10 protein-coding genes are annotated in these 15,441 nt (G+C 61.7%); 4 read left to right on the top strand and 6 right to left on the bottom strand.

Annotated elements, in window-relative coordinates; genetic code table 11:
- Positions 1–5: 5 nt before the first annotated feature.
- From PQQ95_RS14785 to typA, 6 genes are all read right to left on the bottom strand, one after another.
- A complete protein-coding gene (locus tag PQQ95_RS14785) occupies positions 6–455 on the bottom strand; it encodes a transposase (protein WP_408438126.1) in 450 nt (149 codons plus the stop codon).
- Positions 456–617: 162 nt separating this feature from the next.
- Entirely contained in the window at positions 618–1,715 is a 1,098-nt protein-coding gene (zapE, locus tag PQQ95_RS14780) for a cell division protein ZapE (protein ID WP_408438125.1), read from the bottom strand.
- Positions 1,716–1,805: 90 nt separating this feature from the next.
- Entirely contained in the window at positions 1,806–3,236 is a 1,431-nt protein-coding gene (gene lpdA, locus PQQ95_RS14775; protein ID WP_408438124.1) for a dihydrolipoyl dehydrogenase, read from the bottom strand.
- Between the two features lie 161 nt (positions 3,237–3,397).
- On the bottom strand, positions 3,398–4,672 hold the full coding sequence (gene odhB / locus PQQ95_RS14770; RefSeq protein ID WP_408438123.1) for a 2-oxoglutarate dehydrogenase complex dihydrolipoyllysine-residue succinyltransferase: 1,275 nt from the start codon (positions 4,670–4,672) through the stop codon (positions 3,398–3,400).
- 152 nt (positions 4,673–4,824) lie between these two features.
- Positions 4,825–7,686, bottom strand: coding sequence for a 2-oxoglutarate dehydrogenase E1 component (locus PQQ95_RS14765; RefSeq protein ID WP_408438122.1), 2,862 nt, complete (start codon positions 7,684–7,686; stop codon positions 4,825–4,827).
- 432 nt (positions 7,687–8,118) lie between these two features.
- Positions 8,119–9,945, bottom strand: coding sequence for a translational GTPase TypA (gene typA, locus PQQ95_RS14760; protein ID WP_408438121.1), 1,827 nt, complete (start codon positions 9,943–9,945; stop codon positions 8,119–8,121).
- Between the two features lie 319 nt (positions 9,946–10,264).
- Here typA and PQQ95_RS14755 point away from each other — a divergent pair, with 319 nt between their 5' ends.
- From PQQ95_RS14755 to PQQ95_RS14740, 4 genes are all read left to right on the top strand, one after another.
- Positions 10,265–10,783, top strand: coding sequence for a MarR family winged helix-turn-helix transcriptional regulator (locus PQQ95_RS14755; RefSeq protein ID WP_408438120.1), 519 nt, complete (start codon positions 10,265–10,267; stop codon positions 10,781–10,783).
- A gap of 49 nt (positions 10,784–10,832) precedes the next feature.
- The gene (locus PQQ95_RS14750) at positions 10,833–12,356 is read left to right on the top strand and encodes an efflux transporter outer membrane subunit (RefSeq protein WP_408438119.1); all 1,524 of its coding nucleotides are present in this window, start codon (positions 10,833–10,835) and stop codon (positions 12,354–12,356) included.
- A 76-nt stretch (positions 12,357–12,432) separates the two neighbouring features.
- Complete coding sequence (locus PQQ95_RS14745; RefSeq protein ID WP_408438118.1) at positions 12,433–13,701, top strand: EmrA/EmrK family multidrug efflux transporter periplasmic adaptor subunit; 1,269 nt, start codon at positions 12,433–12,435, stop codon at positions 13,699–13,701.
- Between the two features lie 31 nt (positions 13,702–13,732).
- On the top strand, positions 13,733–15,295 hold the full coding sequence (locus PQQ95_RS14740; protein WP_408438117.1) for a DHA2 family efflux MFS transporter permease subunit: 1,563 nt from the start codon (positions 13,733–13,735) through the stop codon (positions 15,293–15,295).
- Positions 15,296–15,441 lie beyond the last annotated feature (146 nt).

Below are 15,441 nucleotides of genomic sequence, written 5' to 3'. Positions count from 1 at the left end.
TGTTGTCATGCAGCGTGCTTGAAGGGCGACGTATACGCGAACGGCGAAGACGGCAACGGCTTGACCGGTGCCGGGCTAAACGCCGGGGGCACGGTTGCCGGAACCTTTTCTGCGTCACCACTCTTCTGTTCCGCGCTCACATGCGTGCGCATGCGCGCTTCCATCAGGTGACAGAGTTCTTCGCTCGCCGCGCCGAACAGCTGATCCATGACGCGCTTGAGCACACCGGATTCGTACCACGCCTTGAAGCGGCGATGGCAGGTTTGATACGACGGGTATTTTCGCGGCATGGCGGACCAGGTCGCGCCGCTATACATCACCCACAGCACGCCATTGAGCACCGAGCGCGTATTGGCGAGCGGCCGGCCACGCAGTTCGGAGCGCGGACGCAGCTCAGGAAGCAACGGTGCAACACGTTGCCATTCTTCATCATTGATATCACGGTACGGATTCATGGTTTCTCCTTTGTCATAACCATGACAAAGAAGATATCCAGTCGCCCGCGGGCGGAATATAAGACCAATCCGAATCTTGAAAATACGCCGTTGGACTCCGCCTCTTCGGCGAGCGGACCGTGATTTATCGCAAAAGCATCCGCATCCGCGTCACGCAGGGACTTAAGTCAGCGATGTATCGACGATCCGGCGCGGCGTATCGAGATATTCTTTCGATTGCATTTCGACGATGCGCGAGACCGTTCGTGTGAATTCGTTGGCCATCGGGCCGTCGAGGTAGAGTTGCTCAGGCGGCACCTCTGCCGACATCAGCAGCTTGACCTTGTGGTCGTAAAACACGTCGATCAGCCAGGTGAAGCGGCGCGCCTCCGAGGCCATGCGCACCGACATCTGCGGCACGCCGGACAGGATCACCGCGTGAAAGCGGCTCGCCAGCTCCAGGTAATCATTCTGCGAGCGTGGACCGCCACACAATGTCGCGAAATCGAACCACACGACGCCGTCCGCGCGCCGCAGGGCCTTCAGTTCCCGCTTTTCGATACGCAGAATCGGACTCTCGTCGGGAACCGCGGCAAGGCGCGAAAATGCGTCACGCAACGCTTTGTCCGAAGCCGCACCGAGTGGCGTGTGATACACCTCGACCTGAGCCAGCGTGCGTTGCCGATAGTCGATGCCCGCGTCGACATTGATCACGTCGAGCTTCGACTTGATCAGCTCGATCGCCGGCAGCATGCGGTCACGATGCAAACCGTCCGGATACAGCGTGTCCGGATCGTAGTTGGACGTCATCACGAACTGCACGCCGTTCTCAAACAGCTTGTCGAGCAGACGGTACAGGATCATCGCGTCGGCGATATCCGAAACGTGGAATTCGTCGAAACAGATCAGCCGGTAGCGCTTGGCGATACGGCGCGCGAGTTCGTCGAGCGGATCCGCCGTGCCTTTCAGCTCTTCCAGTTCGCGATGCACCTCGCGCATGAACTCGTGGAAATGCAGCCGCGTTTTGCGCTGCACCGGCACGATCATGAAGAAGCTGTCCATCAGGAAGCTCTTGCCCCGCCCTACACCGCCCCACATGTACACGCCACGTGGCAGATCCGGATGGATGATCAGTTTCTTGAACGCATTCGAGCGGCGCGACTTGTATTCGACCCACTCTTCATAGCACCGCTGCAGGCGGTCAACCGCCGCGCGCTGCGCCGGGTCCGATTGATAACCCCGCGTCTGCAGTTCTTTTTCGTAGTATTCGGTGACGTTCATTGTGTTGCTGCAAAAAGAAAGGCGGGAGGGAGTGAACCCGCCCGCCTTTGTGGTAATGCCAGAGTTGCGTTCAGTCAGGCGTGCGCGTGATTACATGTTCAGCGCGCGCTTGTCCACGGCCAAAGCTGCTTCGCGCATGACTTCCGACAGCGACGGGTGCGGATGGCAAATGCGGCCGATGTCTTCCGACGCAGCCTTGAATTCCATCGCCACCACGGCTTCCGCGATCAGATCCGATGCGTTCGCCGAGATGATGTGCACGCCCAGCAGTTCGTCGGTCTTCGCGTCAGCGATCATCTTGACGAAACCATCCGCCTTGTTGATGCCCAACGCGCGGCCGTTCGCCATGAACGGGAACTGGCCCGTCTTGACTTCGCGGCCTTCGGCCTTCAGCTGCTGCTCGGTCTTGCCGACCCACGCGATTTCCGGTTCGGTGTAGATCACCCACGGAATGCAGTTGTAGTCGATATGCGGCTTCTGACCGTCGATGATTTCAGCGACCAGCACGCCTTCGTCTTCCGCCTTGTGCGCGAGCATCGGGCCACGCACCACGTCGCCGATCGCGTACACGTTCGGCACAGCCGTCGCGCAGTGGTCGTCGACGTCGATAAAGCCACGCTCGTTCGCCTTCAGGCCGATGGCTTCGAGGCCGAGGTTGTCGGTGTTCGGCACGCGGCCAATCGACACGATCAGGCGGTCGGCTTCGAGCGTTTGCGCGTTGCCGTCCTTGTCCGTGTAAGCGATCGTCACGCTCTTGTCGGTGGTCTTGATCTCGCCGACCTTCACGCCGACGTGAATGTCCAGACCTTGCTTCTTGAATTGCTTGGCGGCTTCTTTAGCCAGTGCCTGGTCAGCCGCACCGAGGAATTCCGGCAGCGCTTCGAGCACGGTTACGTCCGCGCCCAGACGGCGCCACACCGAACCGAGTTCCAGACCGATCACGCCCGCGCCGATCACGGCGAGCTTCTTCGGCACGGAGTCGAACGTCAGTGCGCCTTCGTTGTCGGCGACGATCTTGTTGTCGACCGGAACGTTCGGCAAGTGACGCGCCTTCGAACCCGTTGCGATGATGACGTTCTTCGCCGTCACGACTTCGGTTTCGCCTTCGCCGCTGACTTCGATCTGCACGCCGGCGTCCGTCTTGCCGGTGAACTTGCCATGGCCCTTGAGCCACGTGATCTTGTTCTTGCGGAACAGGAATTCGATACCCTTGGTCATCTTCTCGACGATGCCTTCCTTGCGGGCCAGCATCTTCGCGATATCGACCTGCACGTTTTCCACGCTGATACCGTGGTCGGCGAGGTGATGCGATGCGTTTTCAAATTCTTCCGACGATGCGAGCAGCGCCTTCGACGGAATGCAACCCACATTCAGGCACGTGCCGCCGAGTTTCAGCGCGCCGGCCGGGTTCTTCCATTTTTCGATACATGCGACGGTCTTGCCGAGTTGCGCTGCGCGGATAGCGGCGATATACCCGCCGGGGCCGGCGCCGATCACGACGACGTCAAATTCTTTGGACATGACAATCCTTTTGATGACGGATCGACGCGCGGCCACGCTTCGTGACGCGCGTCGATCCAGTACTGCGGAATGCTAAAGACGTGCTGCTTGCTTGATGCTTGCTTGATGCCTATATGGCGCCGGCTTGCGCGAAGACAAGCCGGCGCCGGCCAAACCGGCGATTACAGGTCGAGCAGCAGGCGTGCCGGATCTTCCAGCGCGTCCTTCATGGCGACCAGCGACAACACCGCTTCGCGACCGTCGATGATCCGGTGGTCGTACGAGAGCGCCAGATAGTTCATCGGACGGATCACGATCTGGCCGTTCTCGACCACAGCGCGTTCCTTCGTGGCGTGCACGCCCAGGATAGCGGATTGCGGCGGGTTGATAATCGGGGTCGACAGCATCGAACCGAACACACCACCGTTCGAAATCGAGAACGTACCGCCCGTCATTTCTTCGATCGACAGCTTGCCGTCCTTGGCCTTCTGGCCGAATTCAGCAATCTTCTTTTCGATTTCAGCGAGGCTCAGCTGATCTGCATTGCGCAGGATCGGCACCACCAGGCCACGCGGCGAACCGACCGCGATACCGATGTCGAAGTAGCCGTGATAGACGATGTCGTTACCGTCGATCGACGCGTTCACGAGCGGGAATTTCTTCAGCGCGTGAACAGCCGCCTTCACGAAGAACGACATGAAGCCCAGCTTCACGCCATGTTCCTTCTCGAACCTGTCTTTGTACTTGTTGCGCAGGTCCATCACCGGCGCCATGTTCACTTCGTTGAACGTGGTGAGGATGGCGTTGGTTTGCTGCGACTCAAGCAGACGCTCGGCGATACGCGCACGCAGACGCGACATCGGCACGCGTTGTTCCGGGCGGTTCTTCAGCCATTGGTCGGCCGATGCCGGCGCCTTGACGTCCGGCAGCGAGGGCTTCGCAGCCTTCGCTGCGGCAGCCGGTGCCGGTGCGGCCTTGGCAGCCGGAGCGCCCGCGGTCAGCACGTCACCCTTGGTGATCCGGCCGTCGCGGCCCGTGCCGGCGACGTCGCCCGCGCCCAGACCCTTCTCGGCCATCAGCTTGCCGGCAGCCGGCGAAGCCGCGGTGTTCGCGCCCGTTGCGGAGGCAGCCTGAGCGGCCGGCGCTGCATCCGGTGCCGGTGCGGCGACAGGAGCCGGCTTCACTTCGGCTTCGACAGCAGCGGCGCCTGCCGTGCCTTCGGTGTCGATCTTGGCGATCACCTGATCCGCGACGACGATGTCGCCGTCGTTCGCGATCACTTGTGCGAGCACGCCGGCGGAGGGCGCCGGCACTTCGAGCACGACCTTGTCGGTCTCGATTTCGATGAGAATTTCGTCTTGAGCAACAGCCTCGCCGGGCTTCTTCTTCCACTGCAGCATCGTGGCTTCCGAGACCGACTCGGAGAGCTGGGGAACCTTGACTTCAACAATAGCCATTATGAATATCCTGAATACGTATCGGGTGACGGCGCGCGATCAATGTACTCGACGACCGCCTGCGAACCATACCTGCCGGGAACGAACCACCATGGGGTGACTGAACGCGGCACGGGAAAGCGCAGCGCGCTTTCCCGGTTCGTCTGTTTTCCTTATTTAGCGATCGACGCGCTCTTGAGACGGCCGAAAGCGCCTTCGATCAGCGCCTTCTGCTGCTCGTAGTGCTTCGCGTAGTAGCCGACTGCCGGCGAGGCCGAAGCCGGACGTCCGCTGTATGCCAGCTTCTGCCCTTCCTTCATGCCTTCCTTCAGGTGGTGCTCGATGTAGAACCACGGGCCTTGATTCTGCGGCTCGTCCTGCACCCAGACCACTTCGGTCGCGTTGTCGTACTTCTTCATTTCCGCTTCGAACTGCTTATGCGCGAACGGATAGAGCTGTTCGATACGGATGATCGCGACGTCATTCGACTTCGATTCACGGCGATGCGCCAGCAGGTCGTAGTACACGCGGCCCGAGCAGGCCACCACGCGTTTGACCTTCTTCGGCTCGATCGCTTCGTCGATTTCGCCGAGGATCGGCTGGAATGCGCCCTTCGCCAGTTCGGACAGATCCGACACGGCTTCCTTGTGACGCAGCAGCGACTTCGGCGTAGCGACGATCAGCGGCTTCCTGAACAAGCGGATCATCTGGCGGCGCAACAGGTGGAAAATCTGCGCCGGCGTGGTCGGTTGAACGACCTGCATGTTGTGGTCTGCGCACAGTTGCAGGAAACGCTCGATACGTGCCGACGAGTGCTCCGGACCTTGACCTTCATAGCCGTGCGGCAGCAGCATCGTGAGACCCGAGACGCGGCCCCACTTCACTTCGCCCGACGAGATGAACTGGTCGATCACGACTTGCGCGCCGTTCACGAAGTCGCCGAACTGCGCTTCCCACGCGACGAACGTATTCGGTTCAGCGGTCGAGTAACCGTATTCGAAGCCCAGCACCGCTTCTTCCGACAGCACCGAGTCGATCACCGTGAACTTCGCCTGACCTTCGGCGATGTTCTGCAGCGGCACATACGTGCCGTCGTTCCAGCGTTCGCGGTTCTGATCGTGCAGCACTGCGTGACGGTGCGTGAACGTGCCACGGCCCGAGTCCTGACCGGTCAGGCGCACGGCGTAGCCCGATGCGACCAGCGATGCGAATGCAAGGTGCTCACCCATGCCCCAGTCGAGCTTCGCTTCACCGCGGCCCATTGCGCGACGGTCGTTGATGACGCGCTCGACCAGCGGGTGAACCTTGAAGTTTTCCGGGATCGTGGTGACGCGCTCAGCAAGGCGCTTCAGCTCAGCGAGCGGCACTGCCGTGTCGGCTGCATCGGTCCACTTGCGGTTCAGGAACGGCACCCAATCCACCGCGTACTTGCTCTTGTAGTTCGAGAGCACCGGGTCGACCGTGTGGTGGCCTTCGTCCATCGCCTTGCGGTAGGCCTTGACGAATTCGTCGCCTTCTTCCGCGGTGATCACGCCTTGTTGCACCAGCTTTTCAGCGTACAGCGCGCGCGTGCCCGGATGCTTGGCAATCGTCTTGTACATCAGCGGCTGCGTAACCGCCGGCGTGTCCTGCTCGTTGTGACCCAGCTTGCGGAAGCAGACGATGTCGACAACCACGTCCTTGTGGAACTGCATCCGGAAGTCGATCGCCAGCTGCGTAGCCAGCACAACCGCTTCAGGATCGTCACCGTTCACGTGCAGCACCGGCGCCTCGATCATCTTGACGACGTCCGAGCAGTACAACGTGGAGCGCGAGTCGCGCGGGTCCGACGTCGTGAAGCCGATCTGGTTGTTGATGACGATGTGCAGCGTGCCGTGCGTGCCGTAACCACGCGTTTGCGCGAGGTTCAGCGTTTCCATCACGACGCCTTGACCAGCGAAAGCCGCGTCGCCGTGGATCTGCACCGGCAGCACTTGCAGGCCGCTGTCGTCGCCGCGACGGTCCATACGGGCCTTCGCCGAACCTTCGACCACCGGGTTGACGATTTCGAGGTGCGACGGGTTGAACGCGAGCGACAGGTGAACCGGGCCGCCTTCGGTCGAAACGTCCGACGAGAAACCCTTGTGGTACTTCACGTCGCCGGCCGGCAGGTCGTCGACGTGCTTGCCTTCGAATTCGGCAAACAGGTCAGCCGGCATCTTGCCGAGCGTATTGACCAGCACGTTCAGACGGCCACGGTGGGCCATGCCGATGACGATTTCCTGCACGCCGTTGGCGCCGCCATGACGCACGACTTCGTCCATCGACGCGATGAAGCTTTCGCCGCCTTCGAGCGAGAAGCGTTTCTGGCCGACGTACTTGGTGTGCAGGAAGCGCTCGAGGCCTTCAGCGGCCGTCAGGCGATTCAGGATGTGCTTCTTCTTTTCTTTGGAGAAGTTCGGCGTCGAACGGATCGACTCGAGCTTCTCTTTCCACCAGCGCTTCTGTTCCGGATCGCTGATGTACATGTACTCGGCGCCGATCGTGCCGCAGTACGTGTCACGCAGGGCCTTGACGATCTCGCGCAGCGATGCACGCTCGAATCCGAAATACAGATTCGTGGCGCTGAACTCCTGGTCCATGTCGGCTTCGGTGAAGTCGTAGAACGCGGGTTCAAGTTCGGGGATAGCGGGACGTTCGCGGCGCTTCAGGGGATCGAGATTGGCCCATTGCGAGCCGAGGAAGCGATATGCGCCGATGAGGGACTGCACATAGACTTGCTTGCGGGAGGTAGCGAGATCTTCGCCGCCGGCCGCCGTGCGCGGGATAAAGGCATTAGCCTTGGCCCGTTGCGCAAACGATTCGACGATCGGGCCATGGGCCACGTCGTTGGCATTGCTGCCATCCGATGCAGGGACGTTCTGCAACGCGTCGAAATAGCTGCGCCAGTTCTCGGGCACTGACGCCGGATTATCGAGATACGCTTCGTACATTTCTTCTACGTACGGAGCATTGCCGCCGAACAGATAAGAGTTCGACTGGAATTGCTTCATCATTTTTACGCTCACCTTTCTTCGAGCTTCTCGAGAAATAGCGGGTTACAGAACCTTCCGCGACACGGCCTGACCGTTTAGCGGATTGCGCGAATCAAGTCTTGCTTGGAAGGACCTAAAACTTTGCACCCGGGGAGCATATCACAGAACGGATAGTGCAGATAGCAGACGGATTGCCGCTCAAGCCCGTCAGGACGGGCTTTCAGCTGCATTACCCAGCCCTCGCAACAGTCTTCTGCGAGAAACGGGGACAAACGGAATGCCAACTGCGAACAACTACAACCAACAGCTGCGGGTGATCCTCGGGACCGGGCGCAAATTACCGGCTACCACTCCGCGAATGCCACTGGCGCCAGAAATGACAAAAGCCACCCGAAGGTGGCTTTTGCCTGACAGCATGCCGCTTACCCTGGCTGGATTAGGGCCGGCGCTGATTTAGTCCACTGCGCCCTTACGGCTGGCGCTGCGGCGCTCGTGTTCCTTCAGGTAACGCTTACGCAGACGGATGGATTGCGGCGTGACTTCGACCAGTTCGTCGTCGTCAATGAATTCCACCGCGTATTCCAGCGACATCTGGATCGGCGGCACGAGGCGCACTGCTTCGTCCGTACCCGACGAACGCACGTTGGTCAGTTGCTTGCCCTTGATCGGGTTCACGACCAGGTCGTTGTCACGGCTGTGAATGCCGATGATCATGCCTTCGTACAGCGGCTCGCCCGGCGACACGAACATACGGCCGCGATCCTGCAGCTTCCACAGTGCGTACGCCACGGCCGCGCCGTCGTCCTGCGAGATCAGCACGCCATTGCGACGCTCGCCCACCGCGCCTTCCTTGACCGGCTGGTACGAGTCGAACGTGTGGCTCATCAGGCCCGTGCCGCGCGTGAGCGTCAGGAATTCCGACTGGAAGCCGATCAGGCCACGCGCCGAAATACGGTACTCGAGACGCGTACGGCCACGGCCGTCCGACGCCATGTCCAGCATTTCGCCCTTGCGTCGGCCCAGCTCTTCCATCACGCCGCCCTGGTGGCCGTCTTCCATGTCGACCGTCAGGTTTTCGTACGGCTCGTGCTTCACGCCGTCGACTTCCGTCATCACCACGCGCGGACGCGACACGGCCAGTTCGTAGCCTTCACGGCGCATGTTTTCGACCAGGATGGTCAGGTGCAGCTCGCCACGGCCCGCCACTTCGAACGTGGTTTCGTCGCCCGTTTCTTTCACGCGCAGCGCGACGTTGTGGTTCAGTTCCTTCATCAGGCGGTCGCGAATCTGACGGCTCGTGACGAACTTGCCTTCGCGGCCGGCCAGCGGCGACGAATTGACGAGGAAGTTCATCGTCAGGGTCGGTTCGTCGACGGTGATCATCGGCAGGGCTTCCGGCTGTTCCGGCGAGCAGATAGTCACGCCAATGCCGATTTCTTCGATACCGTTGATCAGCACGATGTCGCCGGCCTCAGCCGACTCGACCTGCACGCGCTCCAGCCCCTTGAACGACAGAACCTGGTTGATCTTGCGATTCAGGATCGCGCCGTCGGGGCCCGAACGCACAGCGACGGACATGCCCGGCTTGATCGTGCCGCGCGTAATGCGGCCGACACCGATACGGCCGACATACGACGAGTAATCCAGCGACGTGATCTGCAGTTGCAGCGGCGCGGACGGATCGGCCGGGCGAACCGGCACGTGTTGCAGCACGGCTTCGAACAGCGGGCGCATGTCGCCTTCGCGCACGTCCGGCGTCAGGCCGGCATAGCCGTTCAGGCCCGAGGCGTAGACGATCGGGAAGTCGAGTTGTTCGTCGGTTGCACCCAGCTTGTCGAACAGGTCGAACGTCTGGTTGATCACCCAGTCGATCCGCGCGCCCGGCCGGTCGACCTTGTTGATCACGACGATCGGCTTGAGGCCGAGCGCCAGCGCCTTCTTGGTCACGAAGCGCGTTTGCGGCATCGGGCCTTCGACCGCATCGACCAGCAGCAGCACCGAGTCGACCATCGACAGCACGCGCTCCACTTCACCGCCGAAGTCGGCGTGGCCCGGGGTGTCGACGATGTTGATGTGGGTGCCTTCGTACTCGACCGCGCAGTTCTTCGAAAGAATCGTGATGCCACGTTCCTTTTCGATGTCGTTCGAGTCCATCACGCGCTCGACAACCTGCTGGTTGTCGCGGAACGTGGCGGTCTGGCGGAGCAGCTGGTCGACGAGCGTGGTCTTGCCGTGGTCGACGTGAGCAATGATGGCGATGTTGCGTAGGGCGCGAGTCATAGGAACCTGGAGACAGTTGAGTGCGCCAGCAGCAGCATTGTGTACGAAGCCAACAAAGCCCAAAGCGCACTTTTGGGAACCCAACATTATAGCACGGCGAAATGAAGCTTTCTGGGTATTCCCTGATGGCGCCGCCGTCTTCCATGCATCGGCGCGTAGGAAACAGACCCACGCCATTTCGGCGAAACCCTACGCAAACCCGCGTGCATTGTGCCTTGAGCCGAAAAAGTTCCTTGCCTAAGCTGTAATAACGCTTGCCGCGTCAATCAACCGCTGCCTATAATCCTGCCTAGTCAACCATTGCATTCGCACGAGAATCATGACGGATCCGTCCTCAACACCCGACTCAGACCTCAGCGAGTATCAGCTAGGCGAAAGCGTCGGCTATCTGATCTCGCGGGTGAAATCGACTGTATCGAACCTGGTCACCCAGCGCAGCATGGCTGAGCTGGGCATCACCAGTCAGCAAGGCAGCATCCTGTTTATGGTGGCGAGCGGCAAGTGCCTGCTGGCCGCCGAACTGGCCCGTGAATACGGTATTGACGCAAGCGCCGTCACGCGTCTGGTCGACAGACTGGAAAAGCGCGGCCTGCTGACACGGGTGCGCAGCAACGAAGACCGACGGGTCGTACGACTCGCGCTGACACCGGAAGGCCATGCGATCGCGGCCAGAATGCCCGGCATTTTCAACGGTGTGCTGGACAGTCTGCTGGGCGGTTTCACCCCCGAAGAGGTGGGCTTCCTGAAGAGCATGCTGCGCCGCGTACTCGTCAATTCCGGCGAGCAGCCACCGGGACTAACCCGTGATGCAGCAAGCAATTTTGACAGCAAATCGTAATAAATTGCTTGCAGTGTCCATCATTACATTCCACTCAAAGAGTCGAGCGATGAAATCCCTTTCCCTGTCCGCGCCCGCGCTTTCGAGCAGGGCCGCTGTCGCCGCAGCGGTGACAGCGCTCGCCCTCACGGGGTGCGCGAACTACTTCGGCATGAAGAGCGACAAGCAGATCTCGTCGCCGGCTCAGTACGAGTCCACCCAGAGCCTGTCCGGCCAGGGCGGTCAATGGCCGTCGCTCGACTGGGCCAACCAGTTCGGCGACCCCCAACTGCCGAAGCTGATCGCAGAAGCGCTGGAAGGCAGCCCGTCGATCGCACAGGCGCAGGCACGCCTCGCCAAGGCTTCCTCGTACATTGAAAGCTCGCGCTCGGCGCTGTACCCGAAGGTCAACGGCAGCTACTCATGGAATCGCGAGCTGTTCTCGGCAAACGCGCTCTACCCGCCTCCGTACGGCGGCACCTGGTATAGCGAAAACAACGTGCTGGCAAGCGCGTCGTGGGATCTGGACCTGTGGGGCAAGAACCGCGAGCGTCTGGGCCAGGCCGTGTCACAGGAAAAGGCCGCTGAAGCCGACATGCAGCAGGCGCGCGTGACGCTCGCCGCCTCCGTGGCGAGCACGTACAACCAGCTTGCCCAGCTGTACGCTTATCGCGACATCGCCGCGCGCGAAATCGCCAACCGGCAGGACATCGGCCGCATCACCAACGGCCGCGTCACCGCCGGCCTCGATACCAACGTCGAACGGCAAACCGCGAACGGCAACATCGCGACCAGCCAGGCGAACCTGACCGATCTCGACGGCCAGATCACTGTGGTGCGTTATCAGTTGGGTGCGCTGCTCGGCAAGGGCCCGGATCGCGGCCTGCAGATCGCCAAGCCGGCCCTGACCACCGGCGACACGGTCGTGCTGCCGAACAATCTGCCGGCCGACCTCGTGGCGCGCCGCGCGGATATCGTCGCCGCACGCTGGCAGGTCGAAGCCGCGCTGCACGACGTGAAGGAAGCGAAGGCCGAGTTCTTCCCGGACATCAACCTCGCCGCCGGTTTCGGTTTCGATGCGTTCGGCTGGGGCCGTTTCCTCACCTCGGCAAGCCGCCAGATCCAGTTCGGCCCGGCGATTCACCTGCCGATCTTCGACGCCGGCGCGCTGCGCTCGCAGTTGAAGGGCCGCTACGCAGACTTCGACCTCGATGTGGCGAACTACAACCAGACGCTGATCAGCGCCCTGTCGGACGTCGCGACGCAAGTGTCGTCGATCCGTTCGATCGACCAGCAATCGGGCGACGCACAACGCGCGCTCGACGCGTCGACCAAGGCTTATCAGCTGGCAGTGATCCGCTACAAGGCCGGTTTGTCGCCGCAATTGCAGGTGCTGACCGCCGACCAGAACCGCCTTGCCGCCGAACAGACGGTCACGGGCCTGAAGATGCGCCGCCGCGATATGCAGATCGGCCTCATCAAGGCACTCGGCGGCGGTTTCGACGCAACGCAAACGGGTCTTGTGGTGCCGACCGATGCCCCGGCATCGGCCGCCGCGGCATCAGCCACCACCGCGACCGCCGCTGCAAACTGAAGCCACACCGACGCGCGCCACACTCGCACGAACATCCGAATAAACGACGACGCTTGAGAGAACCCGGAGCACATCAATGAGCACCACCCAACAGCCCGCGGCTACTACACAACCGGCTCAATCGGCCCCGCAGCCGACGCCACCGGCCCAACCGCCGGCGAACAACGGCAAACGCAAGCGCATGATGACGCTGCTCGTCATCGTGATCCTGATCGCCGCGGTCGCCTACGGCCTTTACTACTTCCTCGACGCACGCTTCCACGAGGACACCGACGACGCGTACGTGAACGGCAACGTCGTACAGATCACGCCGCAAGTCACCGGCACGGTGATCGCCGTGAACGCGGACGACACGCAAACCGTGAAGGCCGGCGACCCGCTCGTCGTGCTCGATCCGGCCGACGCGCGCGTCGCGCTCGAACAGGCCGAAGCGAATCTCGCGCAGACGGTGCGCCAGGTGCGCGGTCTGTTTGCCGACGACAATCAGTACCAGGCGCAAGTTGCCCAGCGTCAGTCCGATCTGTCGCGTGCCCAGGACGACCTGAAGCGCCGCTTGACGGTTGCGCAAACCGGCGCCGTGTCAGCGGAAGAAATCTCGCATGCTCGCGACGCCGTGAAGAGCGCGCAGGCCTCTGTCGACGCCGCCCAGCAGCAACTGGCGTCGAACCGCGCACTGACCGCCAACACCACGATCGCCAATCACCCGAACGTGCAGGCTGCCGCCGCGAAGGTGCGCGACGCGTACCTGAACAACGCGCGTAACAACCTGCCGGCGCCGGTCACGGGCTACGTCGCGAAGCGCTCGGTGCAGGTGGGCCAGCGCGTCTCGCCGGGCACCCCGCTGATGGCCATCGTGCCGCTGGGCGGTGTGTGGGTCGATGCGAACTTCAAGGAAGTGCAACTGAAGCACATGCGCATCGGTCAGCCGGTCGAATTGACGGCCGACGTGTACGGTTCGTCGGTGGTGTACCACGGCAAGGTGGTCGGCTTCTCGGCGGGCACGGGTTCGGCGTTCTCGCTGCTGCCCGCGCAGAATGCAACCGGCAACTGGATCAAGGTGGTGCAACGCCTGCCGGTACGGATCGCGCTCGACCCGCAGGAACTTGAAAAGCATCCGCTGCGTATCGGCCTGTCGATGCAAGCCGACGTGAGCATCAAGGACGACAACGGTGGCCAGCTCGGCCAGGCGCCGAACACGGTCTATCAGACCAACGTGTTCGACAAGTACGGCGACCAGGCCGACGCTGAAATCGCCCGCATCATTTCGGAAAACGCAGGTCCGAACGGCGGTTCGCAGAAATCGCTTCAAAGCAGCGCTGCCAAGCCCGCCGCGAAGCTGATGTAAGCGGCACGACGATTCATAGAAGGTTTTTTTAATGGCTCAGGCTCAGGCGCAAGTCCCTCATCCGCCGCTCGAGGGCGCGCAACTGGTGATCGGCACCATCGCGGTGTCGCTCGCCGTGTTCATGAACGTGCTCGACACGTCGATTGCGAACGTGTCGATCCCGTCCATTTCGGGTGATCTCGGGGTGTCGTCCGACCAGGGTACGTGGGTCATCACGTCGTTCGCGGTGGCGAACGCGATCTCTGTGCCGCTGACCGGCTGGCTTACCGACCGTATCGGCCAGGTGCGCCTGTTCATGGCGTCGATCATTCTGTTCGTGATCTCGTCGTGGATGTGTGGTCTCGCGCCCACCCTGCCGTTCCTGCTTGCCTCGCGCGTACTGCAAGGCGCGGTGGCCGGCCCGATGATTCCGCTGTCGCAAACGCTGTTGCTCGCCAGTTATCCGCGCGCCAAGGCGCCGATGGCGCTATCGATGTGGGCAATGACCACGCTGATCGCGCCGGTGGCCGGGCCGATTCTCGGCGGCTGGATCTCGGACAACATCTCGTGGCCGTGGATTTTCTACGTCAATATTCCGGTCGGCGCGATCGCCGCCGTGGCAACGTGGACGATCTTCCGCAACCGCGATTCGGTCGTCAAAAAGGCGCCGATCGATGGCGTGGGTCTCGGCCTGTTGATCCTCTGGGTCGGCTCGTTACAAGTGATGCTCGACAAGGGCAAAGACCTCGACTGGTTCTCGTCGACCACCATCGTCGTGCTGGCGCTGGTCGCGGTGATTTCACTCGCGTTCTTCATCGTGTGGGAATTGACGGCCGAGCATCCGGTGGTCGATCTGTCGCTCTTCAGCCGGCGCAATTTCACGAGCGGCACGGTTGCGCTGTCGATCGGCTACGGGCTCTACTTCGGCAACCTCGTGTTGTTGCCGTTGTGGTTGCAAACCGATATCGGCTACACCGCCACCGAAGCGGGTCTCGTGATGGCGCCGGTCGGCCTGTTCGCGGTGTTGCTGTCGCCGATCACCGGCAAGGTGCTGCCGCGCACCGATCCGCGCTATATCGCGACCTTGTCGTTCCTCGTGTTCGCACTGTGTTTCTGGATGCGCTCACGTTATACGACCGGCGTCGATACTTATTCGCTGCTGCTACCCACGTTGATTCAGGGGATCGGCATGGCCGGGTTCTTCATCCCGCTGGTGTCGATCACGCTGTCGGGTTTGCCAGGCAACCGGATTCCGGCTGCGTCGGGCCTGTCGAATTTCGTGCGGATCATGTGCGGCGGTATTGGCACGTCGATTTTCCAGACCGCATGGGATCACCGCACCATCATGCATCACGCGCAACTGGCCGAGCAGGCGAGCGCGTACAACCCGGTGTTCGATCAGTCGATCCGGCAGATGGGTGCGGCGGGCTACAGCCAGCCGCAGGCGTATGGCCTGTTCAACACGATGGCGACGCAGCAGGCCGCGCAGTTGGGCGTGAACGATCTGTTCTTTGTGTCGGCGGGGATCTTTGTCGCGCTGATCGCGCTGATCTGGATGGCAAAGCCGGAACGCGCCGGTGGTGATGCGGGTGCGGCGGCCGCGGCGGCGCATTGAGGTTTTAGCTTCCGTCCGTGCACCGGGCTGGATGTCGATGTAAAAAAGGCGGGACCGCTGTTGAACGGTCCCGCCTTTTTTGTTGCTGCTGACGTTTCGGCTTGGCCCACTGCCGTGGGTGGCAGCGTCAACACTCGCCCAGCTTG

Source organism: Paraburkholderia caffeinilytica (assembly GCF_046030355.1).
GTDB lineage: Bacteria > Pseudomonadota > Gammaproteobacteria > Burkholderiales > Burkholderiaceae > Paraburkholderia > Paraburkholderia caffeinilytica_B.
This window is presented reverse-complemented; position numbering and strand designations above follow the sequence as displayed.

What these genes read in the sequence shown, in the direction of transcription:
- PQQ95_RS14785 (WP_408438126.1), bottom strand. Translation starts at nt 455, where the DNA reads ATGAATCCGTACCGTGATATCAATGATGAAGAATGGCAACGTGTTGCA.
- zapE (WP_408438125.1), bottom strand. Translation starts at nt 1,715, where the DNA reads ATGAACGTCACCGAATACTACGAAAAAGAACTGCAGACGCGGGGTTAT.
- lpdA (WP_408438124.1), bottom strand. Translation starts at nt 3,236, where the DNA reads ATGTCCAAAGAATTTGACGTCGTCGTGATCGGCGCCGGCCCCGGCGGG.
- odhB (WP_408438123.1), bottom strand. Translation starts at nt 4,672, where the DNA reads ATGGCTATTGTTGAAGTCAAGGTTCCCCAGCTCTCCGAGTCGGTCTCG.
- PQQ95_RS14765 (WP_408438122.1), bottom strand. Translation starts at nt 7,686, where the DNA reads ATGATGAAGCAATTCCAGTCGAACTCTTATCTGTTCGGCGGCAATGCT.
- typA (WP_408438121.1), bottom strand. Translation starts at nt 9,945, where the DNA reads ATGACTCGCGCCCTACGCAACATCGCCATCATTGCTCACGTCGACCAC.
- PQQ95_RS14755 (WP_408438120.1), top strand. Translation starts at nt 10,265, where the DNA reads ATGACGGATCCGTCCTCAACACCCGACTCAGACCTCAGCGAGTATCAG.
- PQQ95_RS14750 (WP_408438119.1), top strand. Translation starts at nt 10,833, where the DNA reads ATGAAATCCCTTTCCCTGTCCGCGCCCGCGCTTTCGAGCAGGGCCGCT.
- PQQ95_RS14745 (WP_408438118.1), top strand. Translation starts at nt 12,433, where the DNA reads ATGAGCACCACCCAACAGCCCGCGGCTACTACACAACCGGCTCAATCG.
- PQQ95_RS14740 (WP_408438117.1), top strand. Translation starts at nt 13,733, where the DNA reads ATGGCTCAGGCTCAGGCGCAAGTCCCTCATCCGCCGCTCGAGGGCGCG.